Consider the following 23290-nt stretch of genomic DNA (forward strand, 5'->3'; position numbering starts at 1 on the left):
TAGCGCGGACATCTGAATTGAGCCACAGGCGGACATTACTATTGAGCCATTACAATACAGGTGCGCATAACAAAGATTATGTTAAATATTAAAATAAATAACATAAAAATCAATATGTTAAGACGGTAACCAGCTACTTTCCCATTCCAGCAACCAGTCATGGAAGCTTTAGAAACAGAGTCCTCTCATGAGTTTGTGATGCCTTAAATCCATGGTGAGCATAGAAACCTTTGGCTTCTTCAGTAAGCGCATGAACCATTATCGCACGAACCCCAATGTTCTCAGCTACGCGATAACACCGTAGAACTGCATCGTGGAGTAAATCGGCGCCAACCCCTTTTCCGTGCAATGAGACATCTACCGCCAGGCGAGCGAGTATAATCACCGGTATAGGATCTGGCATGTTACGCCGAAGACTACCTGTCGCTTCCGTATGGTTAACGCTACCGGTGGCCAAAGAGTAAAAACCAGCTACTTGCTTCGTACCCGTCTTGCAAACAACGAACGTTCGGGCAGCGCCAAGAGCTTGATTTTTTAAACCTCTCTGTTTTAGCCATTCATCGAGGACTGTCTCTCCACTGACGAACTCAGCCAGCTGATGAGAGCTGGATAACGGCTCGGGCGTGGTTATACGTCCCACTGAGGTTTCCTTGCCAGTAGTTTATTAATGGCGGGCTCATCCTCGACTGGTGCATCGAGCATATCGATGAACTCTGCATACTGTTCGTCGTTAAAATTGAAAACACGGCGATCAAGGATCACATTCTCCGCAGCCTTGCAGGCCATCTCCAGGATAAAGTCGGTTCGCGATTTATGAAGGATCTCTGCAGCAGCATCGATGAGTGCTCTCTGAGACTCTTTAGCTCTTAGGTTGAGTTGAACATCTGATTTCATACACACCTCTCTTGTATAGCAATTGATATACAAGAATAACACAACACGAACGTATAGCAAATGCTATACACTTCAAAGTACCGATAATGCGTTTTATGTTAAATATCATACATTTAATGAAAGATGATGGCTGATCTTCTGCAATAGTCAGCTCATTATCGCTGCAGGCGTGGCTTCATTCTGGATAGATGGAGTCTTTTCTGGCATTAATGCCCTGAAGACGAACACGGTCGTTATCAGGCAAATGGATACCCATCATGCGAAGAATAAAGCCGCGCCACCCCCGGTTAACCTGACCGTTATAGTCATACAGGTCTGCATTTTCTTTTTTAAGCTTTGACCATTCATGCATGAGTGTTAGTGCATCGAGCTCGGTGATGTGCTTCACTTCATCGCCGATACGTACTGTGTTAATGCCTCTTCCCGTCATGATGATCCCCTCCGGCAATATCAGTTTCAGATTAACGCTGTTATGATGATGATTTAACTACACACTAAAGGCAATCTAACGTTTAATCATACCTCTGATAATAAAGAACATCATGGTTAATGAAAACACAATCAGAAGCCAGCCAAAGGGTTTGGCATCAAAAACAGTAGTGATGCAATCATTAGTACAGGTAACCAACTTCGGGGTGACAATAGAAATTCCCCACCCAAAAATAACTACCATAGTGCCTGCTACTGCGGCTAAGAAAAAAGTGGTGAAGAATGCGCATCCGACTACAAGTAACAATCCAATCAGTTCAAATATCATATTCATGATTGCGCTCCAGGTGAGATAACTGCGAACAGACTGATGCTGGCTGTTTTATTTAACATATTTCCAGACGCCTGCAGGAATTTTATCATAAAACTTCCCCATTGCCATTTCCGCCAGCCGGTGATCCACTGCGGCATTAAAGTGCTCAAGTTCGTCATCCGTCAGGGAATATTTATTTTTTTCTATTATCCTTTCCAGAGTTTCCTTAGATGTACAGCGGCGTAGTCTTAAAATCCATTCCTGTTTCGTCATTGGTTTTTTATATCCTGAGGTGTCCCGGTAATTTCATTTTGGAAGAAGATTTCCTTTCAGCCGGTTATGAGTGAACCATTTTGCATATATGATGTAACCTACAAAAGTTAAGAGTGCGGACAGACTATATATCCCTAGAACAGGTACCACGTGATGAAAACGTATCATCTGACCGGATTCATCTGCCAGACTCATTAATACATTGCTGTATATTTCAGTCTGAAAAAACTCGTAGTAAGGTACCATCACTACATGAAGAAAAAATAAATTAAGCAGATACGTCAGAGAAAACGCGTGTTCCTGCCCGTTATAGGGCGCATACTGCGCAAAGGCGAAAATCCAGCCTGTGAAAAGCAGAAAACACATCGTGAAATACACCACCACCCATATCGCTGTTTTCATCACTGCCCCTCAGTTATATAATTTTTCTGTAACGCAAATTTCTTCAGGCGTTATGGCCCGTGCCGTTCTGCTTCAGATAATCACTGATGCTCAGGCCGGACAAGCGAATTTTATCCGAAATCTCCCTGAACTGCTCCTCCCAGCCGTCCTGCAGCTCCCTGATTGCCGCGATCTGGAAAGCAACACTGAAAGGCGTTCTGCCCAGTTTCTCGGAAAGCCAGAAAAGATGCGTACCGATCTCTTCATCCGGGACCGGTTCAAGCGCATCACTCAGTAAGGTTTTTTCGTCTTCCTGCCAGGGATGACCGGCTCGCGGAAAACGCGGATCAGGCTGGCGGTCTTTTTTCTCCCTTTTTTCCCGTCTGGCAACGGTCGGCGCTTCGCCTTTTTTCATGCTGACGCGTGCTTTCATGGCGCCGATGGCCGCCACGGCCCGCACCAGGGTTTCACGCTCCTGGCGCGTGAGCAGGCTGTCCTCACAAATCAGGGTGTTCAGGTTATCGATCAGCGTATTCAGTCCGGGTTCAGTGACTTTCATTTTATGCTCCTGTTCCTTGTGTGGTGGCGATCAGTCCCGGCTCTCATTCACCTGAACGATGACCGGCAGGCCTGCATCAAAACAGGCCTGATACCAGCTGGCCACCTGCAGGGGATCGCCCTCTTTTATCCGGCGTATGCCGCCGGCATCCGTCAGCTGCAGGCAGGTGGTACCGTCCAGACGGATCACGTAGGCCGCTTCCCTGATGGTGTAATGGCCGTCACCCAGCTGCAGCTCCACCGCGTCACCGGCAGCCGTCTGGCGTAACGGCAGACGCCGGACGTCGGTCAGTCGTTGTCGTGCCGTTTCAGCCTCGCGTTCTGCCTGGAAGAGCGGTTCTGCAATGCCGCGACCGGCCTCCGTCAGCTCGACGGCCAGCTGCAGGTTCGGCGCGCGCAGGGTGCGCAGCCAGCCCGCGGCTTCCATGCGCCGGCAGGAGGCGCGCAGGTTCGGTCCGTACACCGGGGCGTCCCCGCCCTGCTCCAGCACCCGCTCGATATCCCGCGTCGCCACCGGCCCCGGACGTTTCGCATCGAGGGCGGCCAGCACAATCAGTACCCGTCGCTGCAGCGGCGACGGCCTGCGGGAGGTTGTTACTGCTGCCATGAACGTTGTTCTGCTGTGGGAGCGCGCAGGAGCATTCCGGTGAGGCGCAGATGGTCCCTGTCGGCGACGTCTTCCGGGGCACGGCCCGCCATCGCCAGGTGGTACCAGAGTTCGATCGCGCTGCGTGCCCGGGCAATCTCCGCATCGGCATCATTGCAGTCCGCACGGTTTGCCCGTTCAAGACACGCGTTAATAAAATCTTCCGTGTCGCCAAGCATGGTTTCATAACTCAGGTGAAAGAATACTTTCTCATCCATCCTGCACGCTCCGTCTGATTATGTGATTAAAGAAGATAAATCATATTATATATGATTTGTTATTCATCATTTAAACATCATATCAGATATTATTATGCGGTTAATGATAAATATCATATCAAGTATGATTTTGTGAGTGTGACTTAATTATCATATCACTTACCGGTTTCCCGCCGCGCAGATCCGATTTCTGGCTAAGTCGGATCTCTGTAACACACATGTATTTTCCCCGGAAAGTAATGGACGTATACCAGCGTGACAGCGTCATCTGACACTTTCACACATTCGATTTTCCGAATATATGGTTGTTTTTTTTGTCTTCGGGCGTATGCTTTACGCAACCGAACAGGAGGAATAATGCCCCTTACAGCCCTTAAGCTTTTCAAAAACCTGTCCGATGAAACCCGTCTGGGTATTGTCCTGCTGCTCAGGGAGCTGGGAGAACTGTGCGTCTGCGATTTCTGCACGGCGCTGGATGAGTCCCAGCCCAAGATCTCCCGTCATCTGGCAATGCTCCGGGAAAGCGGTCTATTGCTGGATCGCAAGCAGGGGAAATGGGTTCATTATCGCTTATCCCCGCATATTCCTTCCTGGGCTGCTCAGGTGATTGAGCAGGCCTGGTTAAGCCAACAGGACGACGTACAGGCCATCGCCCGTAAGCTGGCATCGGCAAACTGCTCTGGTAGCGGTAAGGCTGTTTGCATCTAAAAAATTTGCCTGAACATATGTGTTTTTTCGAATGTATGAGGTATTCAGAATGAAGACGTTAACGGTGTTTGACCCGGCAATGTGCTGCAGTACCGGTGTATGTGGTTCAGATGTCGATCAGGTTCTGGTTGATTTTTCTGCTGATATGCAGTGGCTGAAAGGACGTGGCGTACAGGTTGAACGTTACAACCTGGCGCAGCAGCCCATGAGCTTTGTTCACAATGAGAAAGCGAAAGCCTTCCTCGATGCATCCGGCGCAGAAGGGCTTCCGCTGCTGTTGCTGGACGGCGAAACGGTGATGGCTGGGCGATACCCAAAACGCGCTGAGCTGGCTCGCTGGTTCGGTATTCCGCTGGAGAAGGTAGGGTTAGCTCCCACCAGTTGCTGTGGTGGTAATACTTCCTGTTGCTGAATATGTCAGGAGGACATATGAAATTATTACAGAATATCCCGCCTTACCTGTTTTTTACTGGCAAGGGTGGTGTAGGAAAAACTTCCATTTCCTGCGCGACGGCTATCCACCTTGCCGAACAGGGTAAGCGGGTTTTGCTGGTCAGTACCGACCCGGCCTCCAATGTCGGTCAGGTATTCGATCTGGCTATCGGTAACACGATTCGCCCTGTGACAGCAGTTCCTGGGCTTTCTGCTCTGGAGATTGACCCGCAGGAAGCCGCCCGGCAATATCGGGCCAGAATCGTTGATCCTATCAAAGGTCTTCTGCCTGATGACGTTGTTAACAGTATCAGCGAGCAGCTTTCAGGAGCCTGCACCACTGAGATTGCGGCGTTTGATGAGTTCACCGGCTTATTGACAGACGCTTCCCTGCTGACCCGTTTCGATCACATCATTTTTGATACCGCGCCGACGGGCCACACGATTCGCCTTCTCCAGCTTCCTGGTGCCTGGAGTAGCTTTATTGAAAGCAATCCAGATGGTGCCTCCTGTCTTGGCCCGATGGCCGGGCTGGAAAAGCAGCGTGAGCAGTATGCTCATGCGGTAGAGGCGTTATCCGACCCTGAACGTACCCGCTTGGTTCTGGTTGCACGACTGCAAAATTCTACGCTGCAGGAAGTCGCCCGCACTCATGAGGAACTGGCTGAGATTGGCCTGAAAAATCAATATCTGGTGATTAATGGTGTGCTGCCTGAAGCCGAAGCTGAACATGACGCCCTGGCCGCGGCGATATGGCAACGTGAGCAGGAGGCACTGGCAAATCTTCCTGCCGGTTTATCTGAGCTACCGACAGATACCCTGTTACTCCAGCCAGTCAATATGGTTGGTGTTTCAGCATTGAAGGGACTGCTGGCTACCCGTTCTGAGGCATTACCGCTCCCGGTAACGAACATCCTGTACACGCCTGAAAACTTATCACTCTCTGGCCTGGTCGATGATATCGCTCGCAGTGAACACGGCCTGATTATGCTGATGGGCAAAGGTGGTGTAGGGAAAACCACGATGGCTGCCGCCATCGCCGTCAGGCTGGCCGACATGGGATTTGACGTGCATCTCACGACCTCTGATCCTGCTGCGCACCTGAGTACAACGCTGAACGGCAGCCTCAAAAACCTGCAGGTCAGCCGCATCAACCCTCACGATGAAACCGAACGCTATCGCCAGCATGTTCTTGAGACGAAGGGAAGAGATCTGGACGAAGCAGGGAAACGGTTACTGGAAGAGGATTTACGCTCTCCCTGTACTGAAGAAATTGCCGTGTTTCAGGCCTTCTCCCGTGTGATTCGTGAAGCGGGTAAGCGCTTTGTTGTCATGGATACCGCCCCTACCGGACACACGCTGCTGTTGCTGGATGCGACCGGGGCTTATCACCGAGAGATTGCCAAAAAAATGGGGAGTAAAGGTCATTTTACTACCCCCATGATGCAGCTTCAGGACCCGGATAGAACCAAAGTTCTGCTGGTTACGCTTCCTGAAACCACACCGGTGCTGGAAGCGGCAAACCTGCAGGCTGACCTTGAAAGAGCGGGGATTCATCCGTGGGGCTGGATTATCAATAACAGCCTTTCCATTGCGGATACGCGTTCTCCGTTGCTTTGTCAGCGTGCTCAACAGGAACTGCCTCAGATTGAGGCTGTTAAGAATCAGCATGCTGACCGTATAGCGCTTGTTCCGGTGCTGGCGTCAGAGCCCGCCGGTATTGAAAAGCTCAGAGAGTTGATGAGTTAATTTTTTGACATCTACAGGGCGACAAAGTCGCCCTGTCAGGAGGTTTTATGTTACTGGCAGGCGCTATTTTTGTCCTGACCATTGTTTTGGTTATCTGGCAACCAAAGGGATTAGGGATCGGCTGGAGTGCAATGCTGGGCGCGGGACTGGCTCTGATATCTGGCGTTGTGCATGTGGGCGATATTCCGGTGGTGTGGAATATCGTCTGGAACGCGACGGCGACCTTTATTGCCGTGATTATTATCAGCCTGCTGCTTGATGAGTCCGGCTTTTTCGAATGGGCGGCATTGCATGTTTCGCGCTGGGGTAACGGTCGTGGCCGTTTGCTCTTTACGTATATCGTTCTGCTTGGTGCAGCGGTGGCGGCACTGTTTGCCAACGATGGTGCGGCACTTATTCTGACGCCGATAGTCATCGCCATGCTGCTGGCATTAGGGTTCAGCAAAGGCACGACACTGGCATTCGTCATGGCTGCCGGGTTTATTGCCGATACAGCCAGCCTGCCGCTTATCGTGTCCAACCTGGTTAACATCGTTTCTGCAGACTTCTTTGGACTGGGCTTCACCGAGTATGCGTCGGTAATGGTGCCGGTGGATATTGCAGCCATTGTTGCCACGTTGGTTATGCTGCATTTGTTCTTCCGCAAGGATATCCCACCGACTTACGACCTGGCTCTTCTGAAAGCACCGGCAAAAGCGATTAAAGATCTGGCAACCTTCAGAACCGGCTGGATAGTTTTAATACTTCTGCTGGTTGGGTTCTTTGTCCTTGAGCCGCTTGGTATTCCCGTTAGCGCGATTGCGGCTGTTGGAGCTGTGATCCTGTTTGCAGTAGCTAAACGAGGCCATGCCATTAAAACTGGCAAAGTGCTGCGCGGTGCGCCATGGCAGATCGTCATCTTCTCATTGGGGATGTACCTGGTGGTCTACGGTCTGCGCAACGCCGGGCTAACCGAATACCTTTCAGGTGTGCTGAATGTACTTGCGGATAAAGGACTCTGGGCTGCAACGCTGGGTACTGGCTTCCTGACGGCTTTCCTGTCTTCCATCATGAACAACATGCCTACCGTGCTGGTTGGCGCTCTTTCTATCGATGGAAGCACCGCAACAGGCGTTATCAAAGAAGCGATGATCTACGCCAACGTGATTGGCTGCGATCTGGGACCTAAAATTACACCTATTGGTAGCCTGGCAACGCTGCTCTGGCTGCATGTCCTTTCACAGAAGAATATGACCATCACCTGGGGATACTATTTCCGCACCGGGATCGTCATGACTCTGCCTGTGCTGTTTGTAACGCTGGCAGCGCTGGCGCTACGTCTCTCTTTCACTTTGTAATGAGATACTGATATGAGCAACATCACCATTTATCACAACCCGGCCTGCGGCACGTCGCGTAATACGCTGGAGATGATCCGCAACAGTGGTAATGAACCGACCGTTATTCATTACCTTGAAAATCCACCGTCACGCGATGAGCTGGTCAAACTCATTGCAGATATGGGCATTTCAGTCCGGGCTTTGCTGCGCAAAAACGTCGAGCCTTATGAAGAACTGGGGCTTGAGGAAGATAAGTTTACTGACGATCAGTTAATCGATTTTATGCTTCAGCATCCGATCCTGATTAACCGTCCGATTGTGGTGACACCGTTGGGAACGCGTCTGTGCCGCCCTTCCGAAGTGGTACTGGATATTCTTCCGGATGCGCAAAAAGGCGCATTTGCTAAGGAAGACGGCGAGAAAGTAGTAGATGAGGCAGGGAAACGGCTGAAATAACCGAAAGGGGGCGATGCCCCCTTTCTCCTGCCTCAGCGTCCGGGTACCGGACTGTCCGGCAGCGTACAGCTCCCTTTTCCCAGCTGACGCTGCAGCAACACCGTGTCCAGCCAGCGGCCATGCTTGAAACCGATGTCCTTCAGCGTGCCGATTTCAGTAAATCCGGCGCGAAGATGCAGCGCTACAGACGCGACGTTCGCACTGTCCCCCACAACCGCTATCATCTGGCGGTATCCCTGAGACCGGGCCCATGTTAAGGCATGATCGAGTAAGGCTTTTCCGCCCCCCTGCCGCTGATAAGCCGGATCGATGTACACCGAATTTTCAACCGTAAACCGGTAGGCATGGCGTTCGCGGTAGCGGGAGAGATAACAGTAGCCGATGACCGTCTCCCCCTGCAGGGCGATATACCAGGGAAATCCACGTGACTGAACATTTTTCACCCGGGCAAGCATTTCCTGCGTGTCCGGGGGTTCCGTCTCGAAGCTGCCTGTGCCGTGCAGGACATGATGGGCGTAAATGCGCCGTATGGCGGGAATGTGCTGCTCTTCAGCATTGATAATGTGCATTGTATGACTCCTGTGACGTTGACTGACACACTACCGGAATTCGCGACGGCAGATTAAGCGCTTCATCTTATGACCTGTATAAGGAAATGTTTTAAGTGGAGGTAGGGCGTCGCCCCACCTGTCAGCCCGCCATTTCAGCCAGCAGGTCCACGCCTACCGGGTCGTCCTTCAGCAGTGGCGTCAGGGCAATGCGCTGTGCATAATGCCCGGCAACGTCGTCGATCAGCGGCAGTTCGCGACGGGCACGGGTGACCAGGAACGGGGAGGACGGCTTCGCGGCCGCGAGGCTGTTATTGATGACCCACGCCCAGGGTTCAATCCCGGCCCGGCGTAAGTCCTGCTGCAGCCCGGCCGCTTCCAGTACCGGCGTGGTTTCGGCAAGCGTCACGATAATGACTCTGGTCTTCTCCGGATCCTGCAGCTGCATCATTGGCGTTATCACGTGATCGTGAGCCTGCCCCATCTGGCGCACCATTTCCCGGTGATAGGCCCCGGTTGCATCCAGCAACAGCAGCGTATGCCCGGTGGGCGCAGTGTCTATAATGACAAAATGGTCGTTGGCCTCTTTGATGATCCGGGAGAATGCCTGAAACACGGCAATCTCTTCGGTGCAGGGGGAACGGAGATCTTCCTCCAGTACCGCCAGTCCCTCTTCATCCAGACCTTTTCCCTGATTTTCCAGCACAAAGCGACGATAGCGCTCAGTCTCTGCTTTTGGATCGATACGGCTGACCTGAAGGCCTGGCAGCGAGCCATCCAGGGTGTAAGACAGGTGGCTGCCGGATCGGAGGTGGTCAGGTGGACTTTATGACCGCGTCTGGCCAGCGAGACCGCGACCGCAGCCGCCACCGTGGTTTTCCCCACGCCCCCTTTTCCCATCGTCATGACCAGCCCTTTTCCCGCTCGGCTGAGGTCCTCCACCAGGGAGGCAAGCTCCGGTAAATCGACCGTCGTGAGCGTGGCTCCCGGATCCGGCAGAACAAGTGTGCTCTCTGTAAACAGCGCCCTCAGGGCTTCCAGACCAACCAGATTAAAAGGCTTCAGATACAGCATCGACCGGGGAAGATGCGCGAGGTTTTCAGGCATGGCCCGTAAGGCCCGTTCCTCCCGCGCCAGAATACTGTGCGCCAGCGGATCCTGTTCACCGGCAAAGGGAGGCAGCACGCCATTGATGGCAAGGTGCTGATGCTGCAGACCGATAGCCGACAGCTCCTCGTGGGTATGGGAGACCTCTTTCAGGGTCGACGCCTGTGCGCGGGCAACCAGAACCAGTCGCGTGAGTGCCGTATCAGAGAGGGCTTTCACTGCGTCAGCGTACTGGTCCTGTTGTTTCTCCAGCCCCACCAGAGGGCCGAGGTTCGCCGCAGCATCAGGATGTGCATCGAGGTACCCGCTCCAGGCGCCCGGCAGCTCAAGCATACGGATGGTGTGTCCGGTTGGTGCAGTATCAAAGACGATATGATCATATTTTTCGCGCAGTTCATGACTGGTCAGCAGCGCGGTAAATTCATCAAACGCCGCGATCTCCGTGGTACATGAACCGGAAAGCTGTTCTTCAATGTTGCTGATGACATCGGCAGGCATCAGTTCACGAACAGGATCGAGCACGCGATCGCGGTAAGCCTGCGCGGCCGCCATCGGGTCAACTTCCATTGCCGCAAGGTTTTCCACGGTGCGGATACCAGTGATCCGGTGGCCCACAGTCTGGCTGAAGACCTGACCGACATTGGAGGCCGGATCGGTACTGACCAGAAGCGTTCTCCGGCCCTGGTCAGCCAGCCATACCGCCGTCGCGCAGGCCAGAGAGGTTTTCCCCACGCCGCCTTTGCCGGTGAAGAAGATAAACGGGGGGATATTCTGTAAAAATGGCATCGTCATTGTTGAGCTCCTCCGGGATTAAGGCATACGGGGAATGCTGCAGCAGCGCGGCTGCGTGCTGTCTTCATTCCAGTCCTGCGTGAGGGAAATACCGGCCCAGCGGGCGATATCTTCCCGGGACGGGAGCTTGCCCGCCATCACCAGCTGGCCGTCAAGCAGGGTAGCGGGAAGGGACTCCATTCCTGACGTGTTCAGGAAGGCCCTGATGACGGGCGTATTCAGGAACTGCTGCGGGTTCTTTGCCAAGCTGTAACGCTGAATATTCACACCATGCTTTTTCGCCCATTCGGCGCTGGCGTTCCATTTGACGGCTTCATCGCTGACCACGACGCTGCTGGTCGCACAGCAGCCTGCGGCTTCAAAGATCTCAATTTTTGACATGGACTGTTTACCTCAGTGTTGAATGATGGGGCTTTACACTGAGGTAAACGAGTGAGGCGGGAAAAAGATGCGCGGTTAATCCATTTTTTTATGGCAGCAGACGGAAGACGCATCATCCACTTCCACCTGGCAGAGTTCCGTCATCGTCTTCTTCAGATGTTTCCGGGCGCGAAGCAGGCGCGACTTAAACGCCGTCAGCGTGATCCCCAGCTCGTCGGCCAGGCGCTGCTGGGGACGCCGGTTCAGATCGGCCTCTTCTATCAGCCATCTTTCCTCGTCAGGTAAGGCCTGCAGGGTTTCAGGCAGGCAAATCTCCAGCGTTGAAACCGCCTCATGGAAGGCGTCAGGCAGCGGGATCTCGTCTTCCAGCACCACGACGTCTCTGGCGGCACGGTACTCATCCGTCAGCAGATTCCTCGCCGTCCGGTACAGCCAGGCCCGCGGGTTCTCCATTTCACAGAAGCGGTCTGCACAGGCCCGGGCGCGCAGGAAGACTTCCTGAAGCAGATCGGCTGCCTGCTCCCGATCGCCTGTCCTTGATGCCAGAAAACGGGAGAGCTCTGCTTCATGCTGTTGCCAGAACACGCTCATGCAGTTGTTGAATGCCGTTACATCACTCATACCAGCCCTCAGATTTTGCTCTGATTCACCCGCCGGGAAAGTGCTTCTGCCGACTCTTTACGTTCACTGTAGCGATCGACGAGATACGCTGCATACTCCCGGGTCAGCAGGGTAAACTTCATCAGCTCTTCCATTACATCCACAATACGGTCGTAGTACGGGGATGGTTTCATCCGTCCGTCTTCATCAAACTCCTGCCAGGCTTTCGCTACCGAGGATTGATTAGGTATAGTAATCATTCGCATCCAGCGGCCAAGAATACGCATCTGGTTTACCGCATTGAAAGACTGGGAGCCTCCGCAGACCTGCATGACGGCCAGGGTTTTTCCCTGAGAAGGGCGTACTGCGCCCTCTGATAGTGGTATCCAGTCAATCTGGGCTTTCATAATGCCGGTCATCGCACCATGACGTTCAGGAGAGCACCATACCATCCCTTCAGACCAGCGCACCATTTCGCGAAGTTCCATAACCCTGGGATGCGTATCCGCTGCATCATCCGGCAGAGGGAGACCGGAAGGATTAAAGATGCGGACATCCGCACCCATGGCGGTAAGAAGCCGGGCAGCCTCTTCGGTGGCCAGACGGCTGTAGGACCGCTCTCGAACGGAACCGTACAACATCAGGATCCGGGGAGGATGGTCAACTGTCTTTACACCCAGGCGGACCCCGGTGAGACCTGTATCAAACAGCTCAGGAACAACATTTTTCAGTTCAGCAATCATTTTTTCTCCGGTGGTGACATAAAACCAGGCGGGGCATATTCGTCTGCACAGCACTCTTCTGTCAGAAAGGCAATCAATGCAGCAAGGTTGTCATAACAGGCGTGGCAGAACAGTGTTCTCCCCTGCCTTTCCTGGCGAACCAGTGAGACGGATATCAGCGATGAAAGATGATGACTCAGGGTCGAGGCCGGAATGGCGAGATGTTGCTGCAGTTCCCCCACGGGCAGTCCCTGACGTCCGGCCTTAACGAGTGTTTTGTAAATATCGAGACGAGTGGTGTGGCCAAGTTCTTTCAGCACCATCGCGGCGATTTTCAGCTCCATCCCATTCCTCGTAATTTTATTTCTATATTTCCAGAATAATAGAAATATATAGTGAGCGCAACCACGTCCATAATATGACTCCATCTCCGGGGCCTTACACTTACGCGGCATGGAGAAAACATGATCGGTGTTTATACCTCTCAGAAATGAGGTACGTCACAATATATATGGAAAAATGCATATGAATCCGTCACAGTAGAAACCGATTCCCGCTAAAAATAAAATGACCTTCATCCTTTGCTGACGGGCGCATTATGTCCCGCCGCCGGGAAGCCCAGGCAGGCTCGTTTTCTGACTGCCTATGAATACAGCAAACATACGGTACAGAGAAATGGCAGAGATCATCATTAGAAAAATGCACGAAGAGGACTGGTGTGCAGTCAGGGAAATTTATCAGGAAGGAATTGCAACAGGGAACGCCACCTTTCAGACCGCAGCACCTGAGTGGCTGGAATGGAATGAAGGGCATCTTCAGGACTGCCGCTACGTCGCCACTGTTGATAACAGAGTGGTGGGATGGGCTGCGCTATCTCCTTTTTCCCGCCGGCATGCATACCGCGGTGTCGCAGAGCTGAGCATTTATGTCAGTACTCATTTTCAGGGAAAAGGCGCGGGCAGGGCTTTGCTCTCCGGGCTGATAAAGGGCTCGGAAAGTGCGGGTTTCTGGACGCTACTTGCTGGCATCTTTCCGGAAAACCAGGCCAGTGTTGCTTTACATCGCAGCCAGGGATTCAGGGAAGTCGGCTGCCGGGAAAAAGTGGGTGAAATGAACGGAAAATGGAGAGATGTTCTCATTCTGGAAAGGCGTAGCCGGACAGTGGGTTGCTGAAAAAAAGAATGCCTCTGTTCATCAGAGGCATTCTGTCCTGGAAGGGACTTTATTCCGGTGAGGGTGACTTCAGTTGCGGCATAAACAGCTGGCAGCACGCAACAGCTACAAGCCCGCCAGACAGCGGAGCGGCCCAGTACAGCCACTGATTATCCCAGTATCCCATGGCCAATGCCGGCCCGAAGCTACGGGCCGGGTTCATGCTTGCCCCCGTCAGCGGCCCGCCAATAAAAGCATCAAGAAAAACAGCAATGCTGATAATCGCGGGGTTTCTGGTCGTTAGGATGCTCATAATCAGAATAAAAGTCATGACACCTTCGATGAAAAAGGCATTGTACAGTGATACCCCCATATGGACCCGGGTCACCCCGGCCAGCAGGGAGTGGCCAAAGACAGCCTTCAGGCACAGTGCAGCAGCGCCGGCCCCTAACAACTGAGCCACGATGTAATTCATGGTTGCCCTGAAAGAGCAGGCCCCGATCAGATAAAAAATCAGGCTTACCACGGGGTTAAGGTGTGCTCCGCTGTCAACAACGGGTAAAAAGTGGGTCTTCCGCAACTTAGGTGGACAAAAATTGATGAAACTTTTTAGTTAACAAGGATCTAAGCTGTTTTAAGTTATGTATAACAAAATGGCCTCACTTAAGAGACTTTTACAGCTACCGCGCGGGTGGCAAACCTGCCGACAGATTACTGGTACTGATGGAATAACCCTCCATCTCCGCGCCACACGTAAAACGGCATCATGTCCTGAGTGCCTCACGCACAGTCATTCTGTTCATAGTTGCCGGCGGAGGCGAGTACAGCATCTTCCATGCTCAGGCCAGGCCCTCTGGTTAGTCTTCGCCATCCGGCACTGGTACTGTCGTAACCCTTCCTGTTCACGTAAAATTTTTGCTGAATCGCTTGCTCCCTTTGCAGGCCCGCAGCAGCAGTCTTCTGCATTGCTGAAAAATCTGCAGCATCAGCTGGGGCTTATCGCAGGTGGTGAAGCAGGGAGACGAGCTGCAGTAGCTTCAGGAATACAGATCAGCGCGGATACTTTACTGCGCAGAGTGGTTCAAGCTCCGGAACAAACAGAGAACCGGACCAGGCATGTTGGTATTGACGAGTGGGCATGGCATCGGGGCCACAGGTACGGCACACTGATCGTAAATCTTGATACCCATCGCCCCCTGGTGTTACTGCCAGGCCGGGAGCAACGCACTCTGGCGGCATGGTTCAAAAAATACCCAGAAATACAGGTCGTCTCACGCGATCGTGGGGGGATCTATGCGTTAGCTGCTCGCGATGGTGCACCGCAGGCAATACAGGTGGCCGATCGCTGGCATCTGCTGAAGAATATTGGTGATGCGCTGGAGCGCATGATGTACAGACACATGCCATTGATACGACTGGTGGCCACCGAGTTATCCCCCCAAAAAACAGAATGCTGAAGCGTCTTTGGTGCCAACGTCAACGTTACGTCGCCCTGAACGTATTAAACGAGAGCGACGTGACAAACGGTATCAGCGCTGGGCTGAGGTAGACTCTCTTCATAAAAAGGGTTGTGGGATAAGAGAAATATCGCGTATCACCGGACTGTCCCGGGTGACGGTTCGCCGGTGGATACAGTCAAAAGCGTTCCCTGAAATATCAACTAAGCCACCCAGACCCGGGTTACTTGAACCATGGCAGGAATGGCTGGAAGAACAACGGATAAACGGTAACCATAATGCCGGGCAGCTATGGCGGGAGATGGTAAATGCTGGCTTCACCGGGAGCGAAACGACGGTCAGGGATGCTGTGGCTAAGTGGCGTAAGCAGGTTAACAGTCCCGTTATCGCCCCAGTTCGACTCCCCTCAGCATCCAGAGTAAGCCGCTGGTTAATGCCCTGGCGAATGATCAGAGGAGAAGAAAACTATGCATCCCGCTTCATCGAATCGATGTGCCAGAAAGAACCGCAACTGAAAATGGCGCAACAGCTGTCGCTCGACTTCTATCGAATGTTGAAAACGAAGAATAAATCGCAGTTAAATCAATGGTTCTCTGACGTCAGTCAAAGTGGGCTCATTGACCTTCAGCGTGTTGCGGCCGGTATGGAAGCGGATGCAACAGCAATACACGAAGCGATAAGCAGCAGATGGAGTAATGGCGTTGTGGAAGGCCATGTAAACCGCCTGAAGATGCTGAAACGGCAGATGTACGGTCGAGCTGGCTTCGAGTTACTGCGACGACGAGTCATGAGCCCTCTGGCTTAAACAACTCCACCTAAGTTGCGGAAGACCCAGTTTTGCACCGTTGGTAACAGTATAGCAGCGGTGTTTGACGTTCTGGCCATGCATGACATAGGCACGCATCGCGCGGAGCTGGGAGACAATATCTGCTCGCTGCCGGTGGAACAGCACATGATCTATTTTGTGTCATCACATTCGGTGGTTATGATCATTCGTATTCTCAGCCAGTCTCAGGATACGGCGCGGCATGAACCCTGGATATAGGATATAACCGGGAACGAAAATAATAATTAAAAACAATATGATACTGATATTTTTTTCATGAACTGAATTCTCGCGCAACATAAGTTAAATTTTATTTGATCAGGGCCAATTATGATAATGGTGATGGATGCTTTTGATGACACTTATTAATTACGAAAAAAAACGCTCCCGGCGGGAGCGTAAGCCAGTGACTTCGGCGTCAAATGAGGGTCTGACAAGTGGAGCTGCGGGTTAATTCTGGGTGATCTGGCTGCGATGCTTTTCAGCCTGCTGCTGATGAATCACTGAAGACTGACCATTATTCGCCTTCTCGTGTACAACAGCGGCTTTCTCATGCTCGTTCATTTCGGAAAATGATTTTGCTGTTTCGTTAGAAGCTGCTGGCTTGGATTTCATCATTTTTTTATGCATTTCAGCCATGTCCTGATGGGCAGAAGCGTTGCCGTTTTGCATCATTTCATGGGTCATTGCAGCCTGATCGTGACCGCTCATATCCATCATTGTCATACTGTCTCCCTGAACAGCGCTTTTTTCAGAGGTTGACTGCATCTGATGGGCGGGTGCCTGGGCATTATTTACCTGGTCATGCATGTTCATTGTCTCTGCAGCCATGGCGGATGAAGCGACAGCCATAATGGCAACAAATGATACAAGGATCTTTTTCATGGTTGGGTCTCCGGTGTTTTCATACCCAAACAATCAACGGCTTATAACAGAGAAAGCATTTGATCTCAGGGCTGGTTGATCATCACGCCAGGAACCGGGCGATTGAATTATCACGCTGTCCTGATTTATGGCTGATTATAAAAAACCGCCTCTGTTTATCGCGTGACTGAACGATGACATTTTTGTCACCTTCCGGGTTTCTCCTGAATAACGGTATTAATCCATTAACAGACGCACACTGAACACAATTTCCCGCCCCTGCTGTTCTGCTGACAGCTCGCCGCCGTGAGCATGAATGATCGACCTTGTAATTGATAATCCCAGCCCCGCGCCTTCCGTGTTGTAGAACCTTGATGAGTCTGCGCGATAGAACCGGTCAAACAAACGTTCCAGATTAGCGGGAACCTGGCCGGACATCGTATTCGTAATCATCACGTTCACACAGTCACTGTCACGCTCAATGTGTATCGCTGTACAGGTGTTATCGGGAGAATACTTGATTGCATTGGAAAGCAGGTTACTGAAAGCACGTCGGAGCATATCGCTGTCTCCGGCAACAACGCCCTCTCCTTCAACCGTGATTGTCTTTCCTGTTTCGTCTGCCAGGGGCTCGAACAACTCACGTAATTCATTCAGTTCGGCTGCCAGATCCACATCATGTTTATCCAGCCGCAGCAGACCATGCTCTGAACGTGCCAGAAAAAGCATGTCACTGGTCATTCGTGACAACCTTTTCAGTTCTTCCAGGTTAGCGAATAAAATTTCGCGGTAATGCGAAACATCCCTTTCCTTAGCCAGTGCAAACTGCGTCTGCATCATCAGATTACTGACTGGTGTGCGCAGCTCATGCGCGATGTCAGACGAGAAATCTGACAGTTTCCGGAATGCCCCCTCCAGGCGATCAAACATATTATTGAACTCCTGCATGGTCTCAGAGATTTCCGGCGGAGCCAGATCGGGATTTAGACGCTGATCCAGGCTGTGTACGGTCATGGAGGAAGCCAGACTGGTCATTTCCCGTAGCGGTTTCAGACCAATACGTGTGGTCAGCCAGCCCAGAAAAACAGAAATAAAGACCAGACCGATATTGAACCAGAACAGCCAGGTACTGAGTTTGTCCATAAACAGGGTGTGATACCCAGTATCCGTGGCAACCGTAATGATGACATGTTTGCTTTTACCCTGTTCCGGCGTCACGGCAACCCGCCGCGAGATACTGCGGTACACGGTGTTATTTTCTTCCGTCTGGATCATATAGTCGAGAATATCACCCGACTTATTAAGCAGGACCGCTGGAACAACAGAATTTTTGGCATAGAGTTCAACAATTTTTTCATTTTCCATGTTTTTTATAGAAATGAATAAGCCATTGTGCCCCACCATCGCATCGTTTATTTTTTCTGATAATGACTTAATATCCGTTTTGTTCCTGAACGTCTCTGTTTTAAGAAACTCTTCGGTGAGCTGAAGTTTACCTGTCAGAAAATCGCGGTCCTGATTATCGAAATAGCCATTCAGGGTGCTAATCAGGATAAAACTTGATAACCACCATACCGTAAGCATCACCGCAGAAAAAATCAGGCTCAGGCGTGTGGTCAGGGAAATTTTGAACCTCACTCTTCTCTGATCTCCAGGACATATCCGGCACCGCGAACGGTATGGATCAGTTTTGGCTCAAAGTCATCATCAATTTTACTTCTCAGACGTCTCACGGCGACATCAATCACATTCGTATCACTGTCAAAATTCATGTTCCAGACCAGGGACGAGATAAGACTCCTGGGTAACACTTCTCCGGTGCGTTGCAGCAGCAACTCAAGCAGAACGTATTCTTTACCGGTGAGATGGATCTTCTTCCCCGAACGGATCACGGTCCGGCGCACCATATCAACGGTCATATCGGCGATGGTGCAGACTGTTGCGGCCTGCGAGCGTGCCCGGCGCAGTAGGGTTCTTACACGTGCAACCAGCTCCGTAAAATCAAAGGGCTTAATCAGGTAGTCATCTGCGCCAAGCTCCAGTCCTTTCACTTTGTCCCGCACGTTGTCCTTTGCGGTTAAAAACAGGACCGGTTCTTCGTGCCCGGACTCCCTCAGTGCGCTGATGATTTGCCACCCGTCGAGGAAAGGCAGCATCACGTCCAGTATTATCAAATCATACTGTCCCTTCGACGCGGCCCCGAGACCATCGCGGCCATTATTAAAGAGATCGGCCTGATAGCCTTCCTCAACCAGTCCCTGCTGCAGGTAACGACCTGTTTTTTGTTCGTCTTCAACGATTAAAATACGCTGCATGGTCAACTCGCTGATATGAAAGTAAAAATCTCACGCATGAGCTTTGGCTGTCCCCTAGCTGATCTGAGACGGAGCAAGCATTCCAAGCCACGCTACGGCGCCCAGAATGATAATCGCAACAACGAATTCTGTCAGGATGCTGTTTCGCATCAGGGCAACGCTGCGATCATAATTCCCTTCCCTGACCATAACTTCAAGCCGGGGACCCAGGTGAAACCGGTTTGCTGCAGCCAGAAGAAGCATCAGAACAAACAGAGCCGTCTTGGCAAGCAATATCCTCCCCCAGGAACTGTTGAATAAGGGAGTTAAGTTACCCTCAGCAATATACAGATAGTTGACCAGCGCACTCAGGATCAGGGCTACAACAATCACCGTTCCTGCCGTGGCAAATTTTGCCAGGGAGTCAGATATCACAATGACGCTCTGTGCATTATGCTCGTTTCTGCGCATCAGCAGGATAGCAAATGCAACCAGAGCACCTGTCCAGGCACCTGCAGCGCCGAGATGGGTCAGATCGCTCAGTAAATGGAGATAGTAATGCAGACCGTCATGCATAACGGCGTGTCCTCCCCAGGCAAGTGTAGCCAGCGCCACGCCCCCACTCATCGTCATCAGCAGGCAGGACAATACTCTCTTATTAGTGTAAAGGAACAAAGCACCGAGTGTGGTAAACAGGGCACAGAGTCTGACAATCCAGCTAATACCCACATCAGTTTCTTCTATCACCATCTCGATAACATGGATGGATAATTCTCTGAGGTCAGTTACTCCACTCATGGCATTAGATACCAGGAGCATATTAATGCCAGTAAGAATGATGCCTGTAACAACAGCAAAGGTTATAAACGACCTGAAATTAGTCAGGTTATAGGTTTCATGTCTGACACCGCTTATTCCATATATCTGAAAAAATGGCAATCCAAATATTACCATCAAATCCAGATAAAGAAGAAAACGAATAACAATCATAATCAGGTCGTTCATAATATTACTTCACTGTAAAGGTGTAATTACCGGTAATAGGGTGCGTATCTGAAGAAACCGCGCGCCAGTCAACACGATAAGTGCCAGCGGGTAAAGGCTCTCGCGGAATAATGACCATCGATTTAGGGTCAGCGCCTGGCGCCACTTTTGCCGCGACCGGCATCGGAGAATGTGATGACATGCCTTTCATACCCGTCATCGTTAATTTTGCACCTGAGAATTTCACGGTCAGATTTTCCGAGAAATTAAGCTGAATCTTTTCCGGGGCCGCTACGGCTGAATCAGCCTGTGGCACAGAGCTTTTTAATTCCGGATGGGCCATAGCAGAGAAAGCAACGCCCATAACGAGGCCACCTGTAAGAATGGCTTTATTTAAAATCGACATTTTATTTACCTGTTTAGTTGAGTGTTTTATATCAGTGCGTTAAAACCAGATTCTGGCTCCCGCCAGGAATACTACCTGATGGTCTTTCTCACCTTCTCTTTTCGCCATATCGGATGTTTTCCCGTAAAGTTGATTCCAGGAAACGCCTATATAGGGTGCAAACTCACGGCGTATTTCATAGCGCAGTCGGAGCCCCAGCTCTGTGTCAGTCAGTCCCCTGCCGCGACCCCGCGATTCATCATCCTGACTGTAGAAATTCACCTCATAGGATGGCTGGAGTATGAGCCGGTTAGTCAGTAAAACGTCGTATTCTCCTCCCAGACGAAGGGCTGCTTTTCCGCCATTACTGACAAAACCCGTAATTTCAGACTCAAAATTATAGAGTGCCAGCCCCTGAAAACCGACAGCAGCCCAGGTCCGGGCAGAAGCAGGTCTGAAATCCTGCCTGACACCCGCAACCAAATCCCACCATGGGCCAACCGCATGTCCCCAGAGTAACTGCGCTTCAGCCGCCTCCGTTTCCCCATTGCTTCGTTCACCTTCACTCTTTAGCCAAATCCGATCTGTGTCGCCTCCAATCCAGCTGTTAACACTCCAGCTGAAATTGTTGGTGTTATCCGACCGTTGCCATTCCAGTTGATCCAGCAGAACCAGATAATTAATCGCACTGTCGTGAATCGCATGCCCCTGTAAATTGCCGAATGCAGCCTTCCGGTCGGCATCGGTAACAGGCGGAATTGGCGTTCTGCTCTCAGTTACAATGGGCTCCATTGACGTCATCTCAGTGAAATTCTCATCTGCTGGCATCTGCATGGCAGACATGTCGTGCCCGGCGTGGGGATCTGCAGAGACGGAGCCCGCCGCAATAGAAAGCTGTGAGGTAAACAAACCGGCGACCAGAACAGGTATGGCCTTCAAATTTCTCTTCATTCGCATCATTCCTCCACCCGGACTTCACGAAACATTCCCATTTCCATGTGATAGAGCAAATGGCAGTGATACGCCCAGCGGCCAAGCGCATCTGCTGTCACTCTGTAACTGCGTTTTGTACCAGGGGGAACATCTATTGTGTGTTTACGAACCATGAAATTACCGTTTTCATCTTCCAGATCGCTCCACATACCATGCAGGTGAATGGGGTGAGTCATCATGGTATCGTTGATCAGCGTGATCCTGAGCCGCTCACCGTATTTCAGCAGCACCGGTGCGGCATCTGAAAACTTGATTCCGTTAAATGACCAGGCAAACTTTTCCATGTGGCCGGTTAAATGCAGTTCTATGGTACGGCCAGGTTCACGTCCGTCAGGATCCTCAAAGCGGCTTTTCAAATCCGCGTACGTGAGAACCTTTCTTCCGTTATTTCGAAGACCAATACCCGGATCATTTAATTTCGGAGAGACGCTCATCGCCTGCATATCAACCAGTGGGTTATCCGTTTCTGACGCAGGATGACTTTGCATACCCGGCATTCCGGCCATCCGGGAATGATCCATACCGGCCATGCTGCTGTGATCCATGGGCGCGGAGGATGTCCCGCTATCCGGAAGGTCAGCACCGTCCATAGACATCATCTCTCCGCTGTTATCCATGCCTCCCATCTGGCTGTGGTCCATTCCTGCCATATCATGTCCCATTCCCCCCATACCCATATCTTCCATGGTCAACAGAGGACGGGGATCGAGGGGGGGAACGGCAGCACTTAACCCTTCTCTCGTGGCCAGTGTCCCTCGAGCGTAACCGGTCCTGTCCATGGATTGTGCGAAGATGGTATAGGCCTCACCCTGAGGCTCCACAATGACATCATAGGTTTCGGCAACGGCAATCCTGAATTCGTCAACGGTAACCGGGTTTACATACTGGCCATCTGCAGCCACGACCGTCATTTTCAGCCCGGGGATACGGATATCGAAATAGGTCATTGCCGAGCCGTTGATAAACCGTAAGCGTATCTTTTCACCGGGACGGAACAGTCCGGTCCAGTTTTTCAGCGGGGCCTGCCCGTTCATGAGATAGGTGTAGGTGTAGCCACTGACATCCGCGAGGTCAGTCGGATTCATTTTCATTTCAGCCCACATTTTCCGATCGGCAATGGTGGCTGACAGCCCCCTGGTATTCACGTCGCGGAAAAAAGAGCCAACGGTTGGTTTATTGAAATTGTAGTAATCCGACTGTTTTTTTAATTTTTTCAGCAGGCTGTGAGGATTTTCATCGGTCCAGTCAGACAACATGACCACATGCTCACGATCGTAAGCAAACGGTTCTGGCTCCCTGGCATCGATGATAATGGCACCGTATACCCCCTCCTGTTCCTGCAGACCGGAATGGCTGTGGTACCAGTAAGTCCCGTTCTGCTTAACCTTAAAGGTGTAAACGTAGGTATCATCAGGCTCTATGCCCATAAAACTCAGCCCCGGAACACCATCCATATTGGCCGGAAGAATAATGCCGTGCCAGTGAATGGACGTCTGTTCATTAAGACGGTTTTTGACCTTCAGGGTAATGGTGTCACCTTCTTTCCAGCGAAGAACGGGCCCCGGCAGGCCTCCATTGATTGTTTTGGCCTGACGCTCACTGCCCGTGATATTGACGGCCGTTTCACCAATGGTCAGGTCAAACTGAGTACCCTGCAGGGATGCGGCAACTGGCAGGCTCAGACTGGAACGCGCATTGAAACTCCATACGCCAAGACTTCCGGCTACGCCAGAGAGGGTTAACCCCTTCAGGAAAGTTCGTCGAGACGTTTTCAACAGCATGCGCATTCCCTTATTTAAAGTATGGTTA

Annotated in this window: 29 protein-coding genes and 2 pseudogenes; 8 read left to right on the top strand and 23 right to left on the bottom strand. The window is 51.5% G+C overall.

Annotated elements, in window-relative coordinates; genetic code table 11:
- Positions 1-157: 157 nt before the first annotated feature.
- The 9 genes from ABLU87_RS24490 to ABLU87_RS24530 form a co-directional block, all read right to left on the bottom strand.
- Positions 158-640, bottom strand: a complete 483-nt coding sequence (locus ABLU87_RS24490) for a GNAT family N-acetyltransferase (protein WP_003026803.1) — start codon at positions 638-640, stop codon at positions 158-160.
- Complete coding sequence (locus tag ABLU87_RS24495) at positions 628-894, bottom strand: DUF1778 domain-containing protein (RefSeq protein ID WP_003026799.1); 267 nt, start codon at positions 892-894, stop codon at positions 628-630. The genes ABLU87_RS24490 and ABLU87_RS24495 overlap by 13 nt, the downstream gene beginning before the upstream one ends.
- Positions 895-1069: 175 nt before the next feature.
- Entirely contained in the window at positions 1070-1324 is a 255-nt protein-coding gene (locus tag ABLU87_RS24500; RefSeq protein ID WP_004152108.1) for a hypothetical protein, read from the bottom strand.
- Positions 1325-1399: 75 nt separating this feature from the next.
- Positions 1400-1657 (bottom strand): hypothetical protein, encoded by a 258-nt coding sequence (locus ABLU87_RS24505; RefSeq protein ID WP_004152107.1) that lies wholly within the window; start codon positions 1655-1657, stop codon positions 1400-1402.
- A gap of 48 nt (positions 1658-1705) precedes the next feature.
- Positions 1706-1909 (bottom strand): HHA domain-containing protein, encoded by a 204-nt coding sequence (locus tag ABLU87_RS24510; RefSeq protein ID WP_004152106.1) that lies wholly within the window; start codon positions 1907-1909, stop codon positions 1706-1708.
- A gap of 33 nt (positions 1910-1942) precedes the next feature.
- Positions 1943-2311 (bottom strand): hypothetical protein, encoded by a 369-nt coding sequence (locus tag ABLU87_RS24515; protein ID WP_004152105.1) that lies wholly within the window; start codon positions 2309-2311, stop codon positions 1943-1945.
- 43 nt (positions 2312-2354) lie between these two features.
- Positions 2355-2849, bottom strand: coding sequence for a DNA-binding protein (locus ABLU87_RS24520; RefSeq protein WP_004152104.1), 495 nt, complete (start codon positions 2847-2849; stop codon positions 2355-2357).
- Positions 2850-2879: 30 nt separating this feature from the next.
- Positions 2880-3455 (bottom strand): hypothetical protein, encoded by a 576-nt coding sequence (locus ABLU87_RS24525; RefSeq protein ID WP_004152103.1) that lies wholly within the window; start codon positions 3453-3455, stop codon positions 2880-2882.
- A complete protein-coding gene (locus ABLU87_RS24530; protein ID WP_004152102.1) occupies positions 3443-3712 on the bottom strand; it encodes a hypothetical protein in 270 nt (89 codons plus the stop codon). Before ABLU87_RS24530 ends, ABLU87_RS24525 begins: the two co-directional genes overlap by 13 nt.
- 357 nt (positions 3713-4069) lie before the next feature.
- Between ABLU87_RS24530 and arsR the strand changes: the two genes are divergently transcribed.
- The 5 genes from arsR to arsC are packed head-to-tail and all read left to right on the top strand — an operon-like array spanning position 4070 to position 8376.
- Positions 4070-4420 (top strand): As(III)-sensing metalloregulatory transcriptional repressor ArsR, encoded by a 351-nt coding sequence (arsR, locus tag ABLU87_RS24535; RefSeq protein WP_004152101.1) that lies wholly within the window; start codon positions 4070-4072, stop codon positions 4418-4420.
- Between the two features lie 49 nt (positions 4421-4469).
- On the top strand, positions 4470-4832 hold the full coding sequence (gene arsD, locus ABLU87_RS24540) for an arsenite efflux transporter metallochaperone ArsD (RefSeq protein ID WP_004152100.1): 363 nt from the start codon (positions 4470-4472) through the stop codon (positions 4830-4832).
- 17 nt (positions 4833-4849) lie between these two features.
- The gene (gene arsA, locus ABLU87_RS24545) at positions 4850-6601 is read left to right on the top strand and encodes an arsenite efflux transporter ATPase subunit ArsA (protein ID WP_004152099.1); all 1752 of its coding nucleotides are present in this window, start codon (positions 4850-4852) and stop codon (positions 6599-6601) included.
- 47 nt (positions 6602-6648) lie between these two features.
- The gene (gene arsB, locus ABLU87_RS24550; protein WP_004152098.1) at positions 6649-7938 is read left to right on the top strand and encodes an arsenite efflux transporter membrane subunit ArsB; all 1290 of its coding nucleotides are present in this window, start codon (positions 6649-6651) and stop codon (positions 7936-7938) included.
- A 12-nt stretch (positions 7939-7950) separates the two neighbouring features.
- The gene (gene arsC / locus ABLU87_RS24555) at positions 7951-8376 is read left to right on the top strand and encodes a glutaredoxin-dependent arsenate reductase (protein ID WP_004152097.1); all 426 of its coding nucleotides are present in this window, start codon (positions 7951-7953) and stop codon (positions 8374-8376) included.
- 32 nt (positions 8377-8408) lie between these two features.
- Here arsC and ABLU87_RS24560 read toward each other — a convergent pair whose 3' ends face one another.
- The 6 genes and pseudogenes from ABLU87_RS24560 to ABLU87_RS24585 all read right to left on the bottom strand — a co-directional run bounded on the left by ABLU87_RS24560 (position 8409) and on the right by ABLU87_RS24585 (position 12870).
- The gene (locus tag ABLU87_RS24560; protein WP_004152096.1) at positions 8409-8945 is read right to left on the bottom strand and encodes a GNAT family N-acetyltransferase; all 537 of its coding nucleotides are present in this window, start codon (positions 8943-8945) and stop codon (positions 8409-8411) included.
- Positions 8946-9066: 121 nt separating this feature from the next.
- Positions 9067-10823: pseudogene (gene arsA, locus ABLU87_RS24565) on the bottom strand (arsenical pump-driving ATPase).
- Between the two features lie 18 nt (positions 10824-10841).
- Positions 10842-11204, bottom strand: a complete 363-nt coding sequence (locus tag ABLU87_RS24570; protein ID WP_004152095.1) for an arsenic metallochaperone ArsD family protein — start codon at positions 11202-11204, stop codon at positions 10842-10844.
- A 75-nt stretch (positions 11205-11279) separates the two neighbouring features.
- Positions 11280-11825 carry a sigma-70 family RNA polymerase sigma factor gene (locus ABLU87_RS24575; protein ID WP_004182005.1) on the bottom strand — a complete coding sequence of 182 codons (546 nt, stop codon included), beginning with the start codon at positions 11823-11825 and terminating at the stop codon, positions 11280-11282.
- Between the two features lie 8 nt (positions 11826-11833).
- On the bottom strand, positions 11834-12547 hold the full coding sequence (gene arsH, locus ABLU87_RS24580; protein ID WP_004182006.1) for an arsenical resistance protein ArsH: 714 nt from the start codon (positions 12545-12547) through the stop codon (positions 11834-11836).
- Positions 12544-12870 (bottom strand): metalloregulator ArsR/SmtB family transcription factor, encoded by a 327-nt coding sequence (locus tag ABLU87_RS24585; protein WP_004152092.1) that lies wholly within the window; start codon positions 12868-12870, stop codon positions 12544-12546. The genes arsH and ABLU87_RS24585 overlap by 4 nt, the downstream gene beginning before the upstream one ends.
- 331 nt (positions 12871-13201) lie before the next feature.
- On the opposite strand from ABLU87_RS24585, the gene ABLU87_RS24590 reads away from it, so the two are divergent.
- Positions 13202-13699: a GNAT family N-acetyltransferase gene (locus ABLU87_RS24590; protein WP_004196778.1), complete on the top strand. Its 498-nt coding sequence runs from the start codon at positions 13202-13204 to the stop codon at positions 13697-13699.
- A 49-nt stretch (positions 13700-13748) separates the two neighbouring features.
- Here the strand turns inward: ABLU87_RS24590 and ABLU87_RS24595 are convergent, their stop codons facing one another.
- Entirely contained in the window at positions 13749-14258 is a 510-nt protein-coding gene (locus ABLU87_RS24595; protein WP_004196769.1) for an aquaporin, read from the bottom strand.
- Positions 14259-14319: 61 nt separating this feature from the next.
- Between ABLU87_RS24595 and ABLU87_RS24600 the strand changes: the two are divergent.
- Positions 14320-15940, top strand: a pseudogene (locus ABLU87_RS24600) (ISL3 family transposase).
- A gap of 60 nt (positions 15941-16000) precedes the next feature.
- Entirely contained in the window at positions 16001-16180 is a 180-nt protein-coding gene (locus ABLU87_RS24605) for a type II toxin-antitoxin system RelE/ParE family toxin (RefSeq protein WP_024623170.1), read from the top strand.
- A 231-nt stretch (positions 16181-16411) separates the two neighbouring features.
- On the opposite strand, the gene pcoE is transcribed toward ABLU87_RS24605, so the two are convergent.
- From pcoE to pcoA, 7 genes are all read right to left on the bottom strand, one after another.
- Positions 16412-16846, bottom strand: coding sequence for a copper resistance system metallochaperone PcoE (gene pcoE / locus ABLU87_RS24610; RefSeq protein WP_004152085.1), 435 nt, complete (start codon positions 16844-16846; stop codon positions 16412-16414).
- Between the two features lie 216 nt (positions 16847-17062).
- Entirely contained in the window at positions 17063-18463 is a 1401-nt protein-coding gene (pcoS, locus tag ABLU87_RS24615) for a copper resistance membrane spanning protein PcoS (protein WP_004152084.1), read from the bottom strand.
- Complete coding sequence (gene pcoR / locus ABLU87_RS24620; RefSeq protein WP_001188930.1) at positions 18460-19140, bottom strand: copper response regulator transcription factor PcoR; 681 nt, start codon at positions 19138-19140, stop codon at positions 18460-18462. The genes pcoS and pcoR overlap by 4 nt, the downstream gene beginning before the upstream one ends.
- Before the next feature lie 54 nt (positions 19141-19194).
- Positions 19195-20073: a copper resistance inner membrane protein PcoD gene (gene pcoD / locus ABLU87_RS24625; protein ID WP_080821469.1), complete on the bottom strand. Its 879-nt coding sequence runs from the start codon at positions 20071-20073 to the stop codon at positions 19195-19197.
- A gap of 55 nt (positions 20074-20128) precedes the next feature.
- A complete protein-coding gene (gene pcoC / locus ABLU87_RS24630) occupies positions 20129-20509 on the bottom strand; it encodes a copper resistance system metallochaperone PcoC (RefSeq protein ID WP_000025662.1) in 381 nt (126 codons plus the stop codon).
- A gap of 39 nt (positions 20510-20548) precedes the next feature.
- The gene (pcoB, locus tag ABLU87_RS24635) at positions 20549-21439 is read right to left on the bottom strand and encodes a copper resistance outer membrane transporter PcoB (RefSeq protein WP_001378118.1); all 891 of its coding nucleotides are present in this window, start codon (positions 21437-21439) and stop codon (positions 20549-20551) included.
- A gap of 5 nt (positions 21440-21444) precedes the next feature.
- The gene (gene pcoA / locus ABLU87_RS24640; RefSeq protein WP_000925242.1) at positions 21445-23262 is read right to left on the bottom strand and encodes a multicopper oxidase PcoA; all 1818 of its coding nucleotides are present in this window, start codon (positions 23260-23262) and stop codon (positions 21445-21447) included.
- Positions 23263-23290: the final 28 nt, after the last annotated feature.

Origin of the sequence: Klebsiella sp. CB_Kp196 (assembly GCF_040061575.1) — a bacterium.
In the GTDB taxonomy this organism is placed as follows: domain Bacteria; phylum Pseudomonadota; class Gammaproteobacteria; order Enterobacterales; family Enterobacteriaceae; genus Klebsiella; species Klebsiella michiganensis.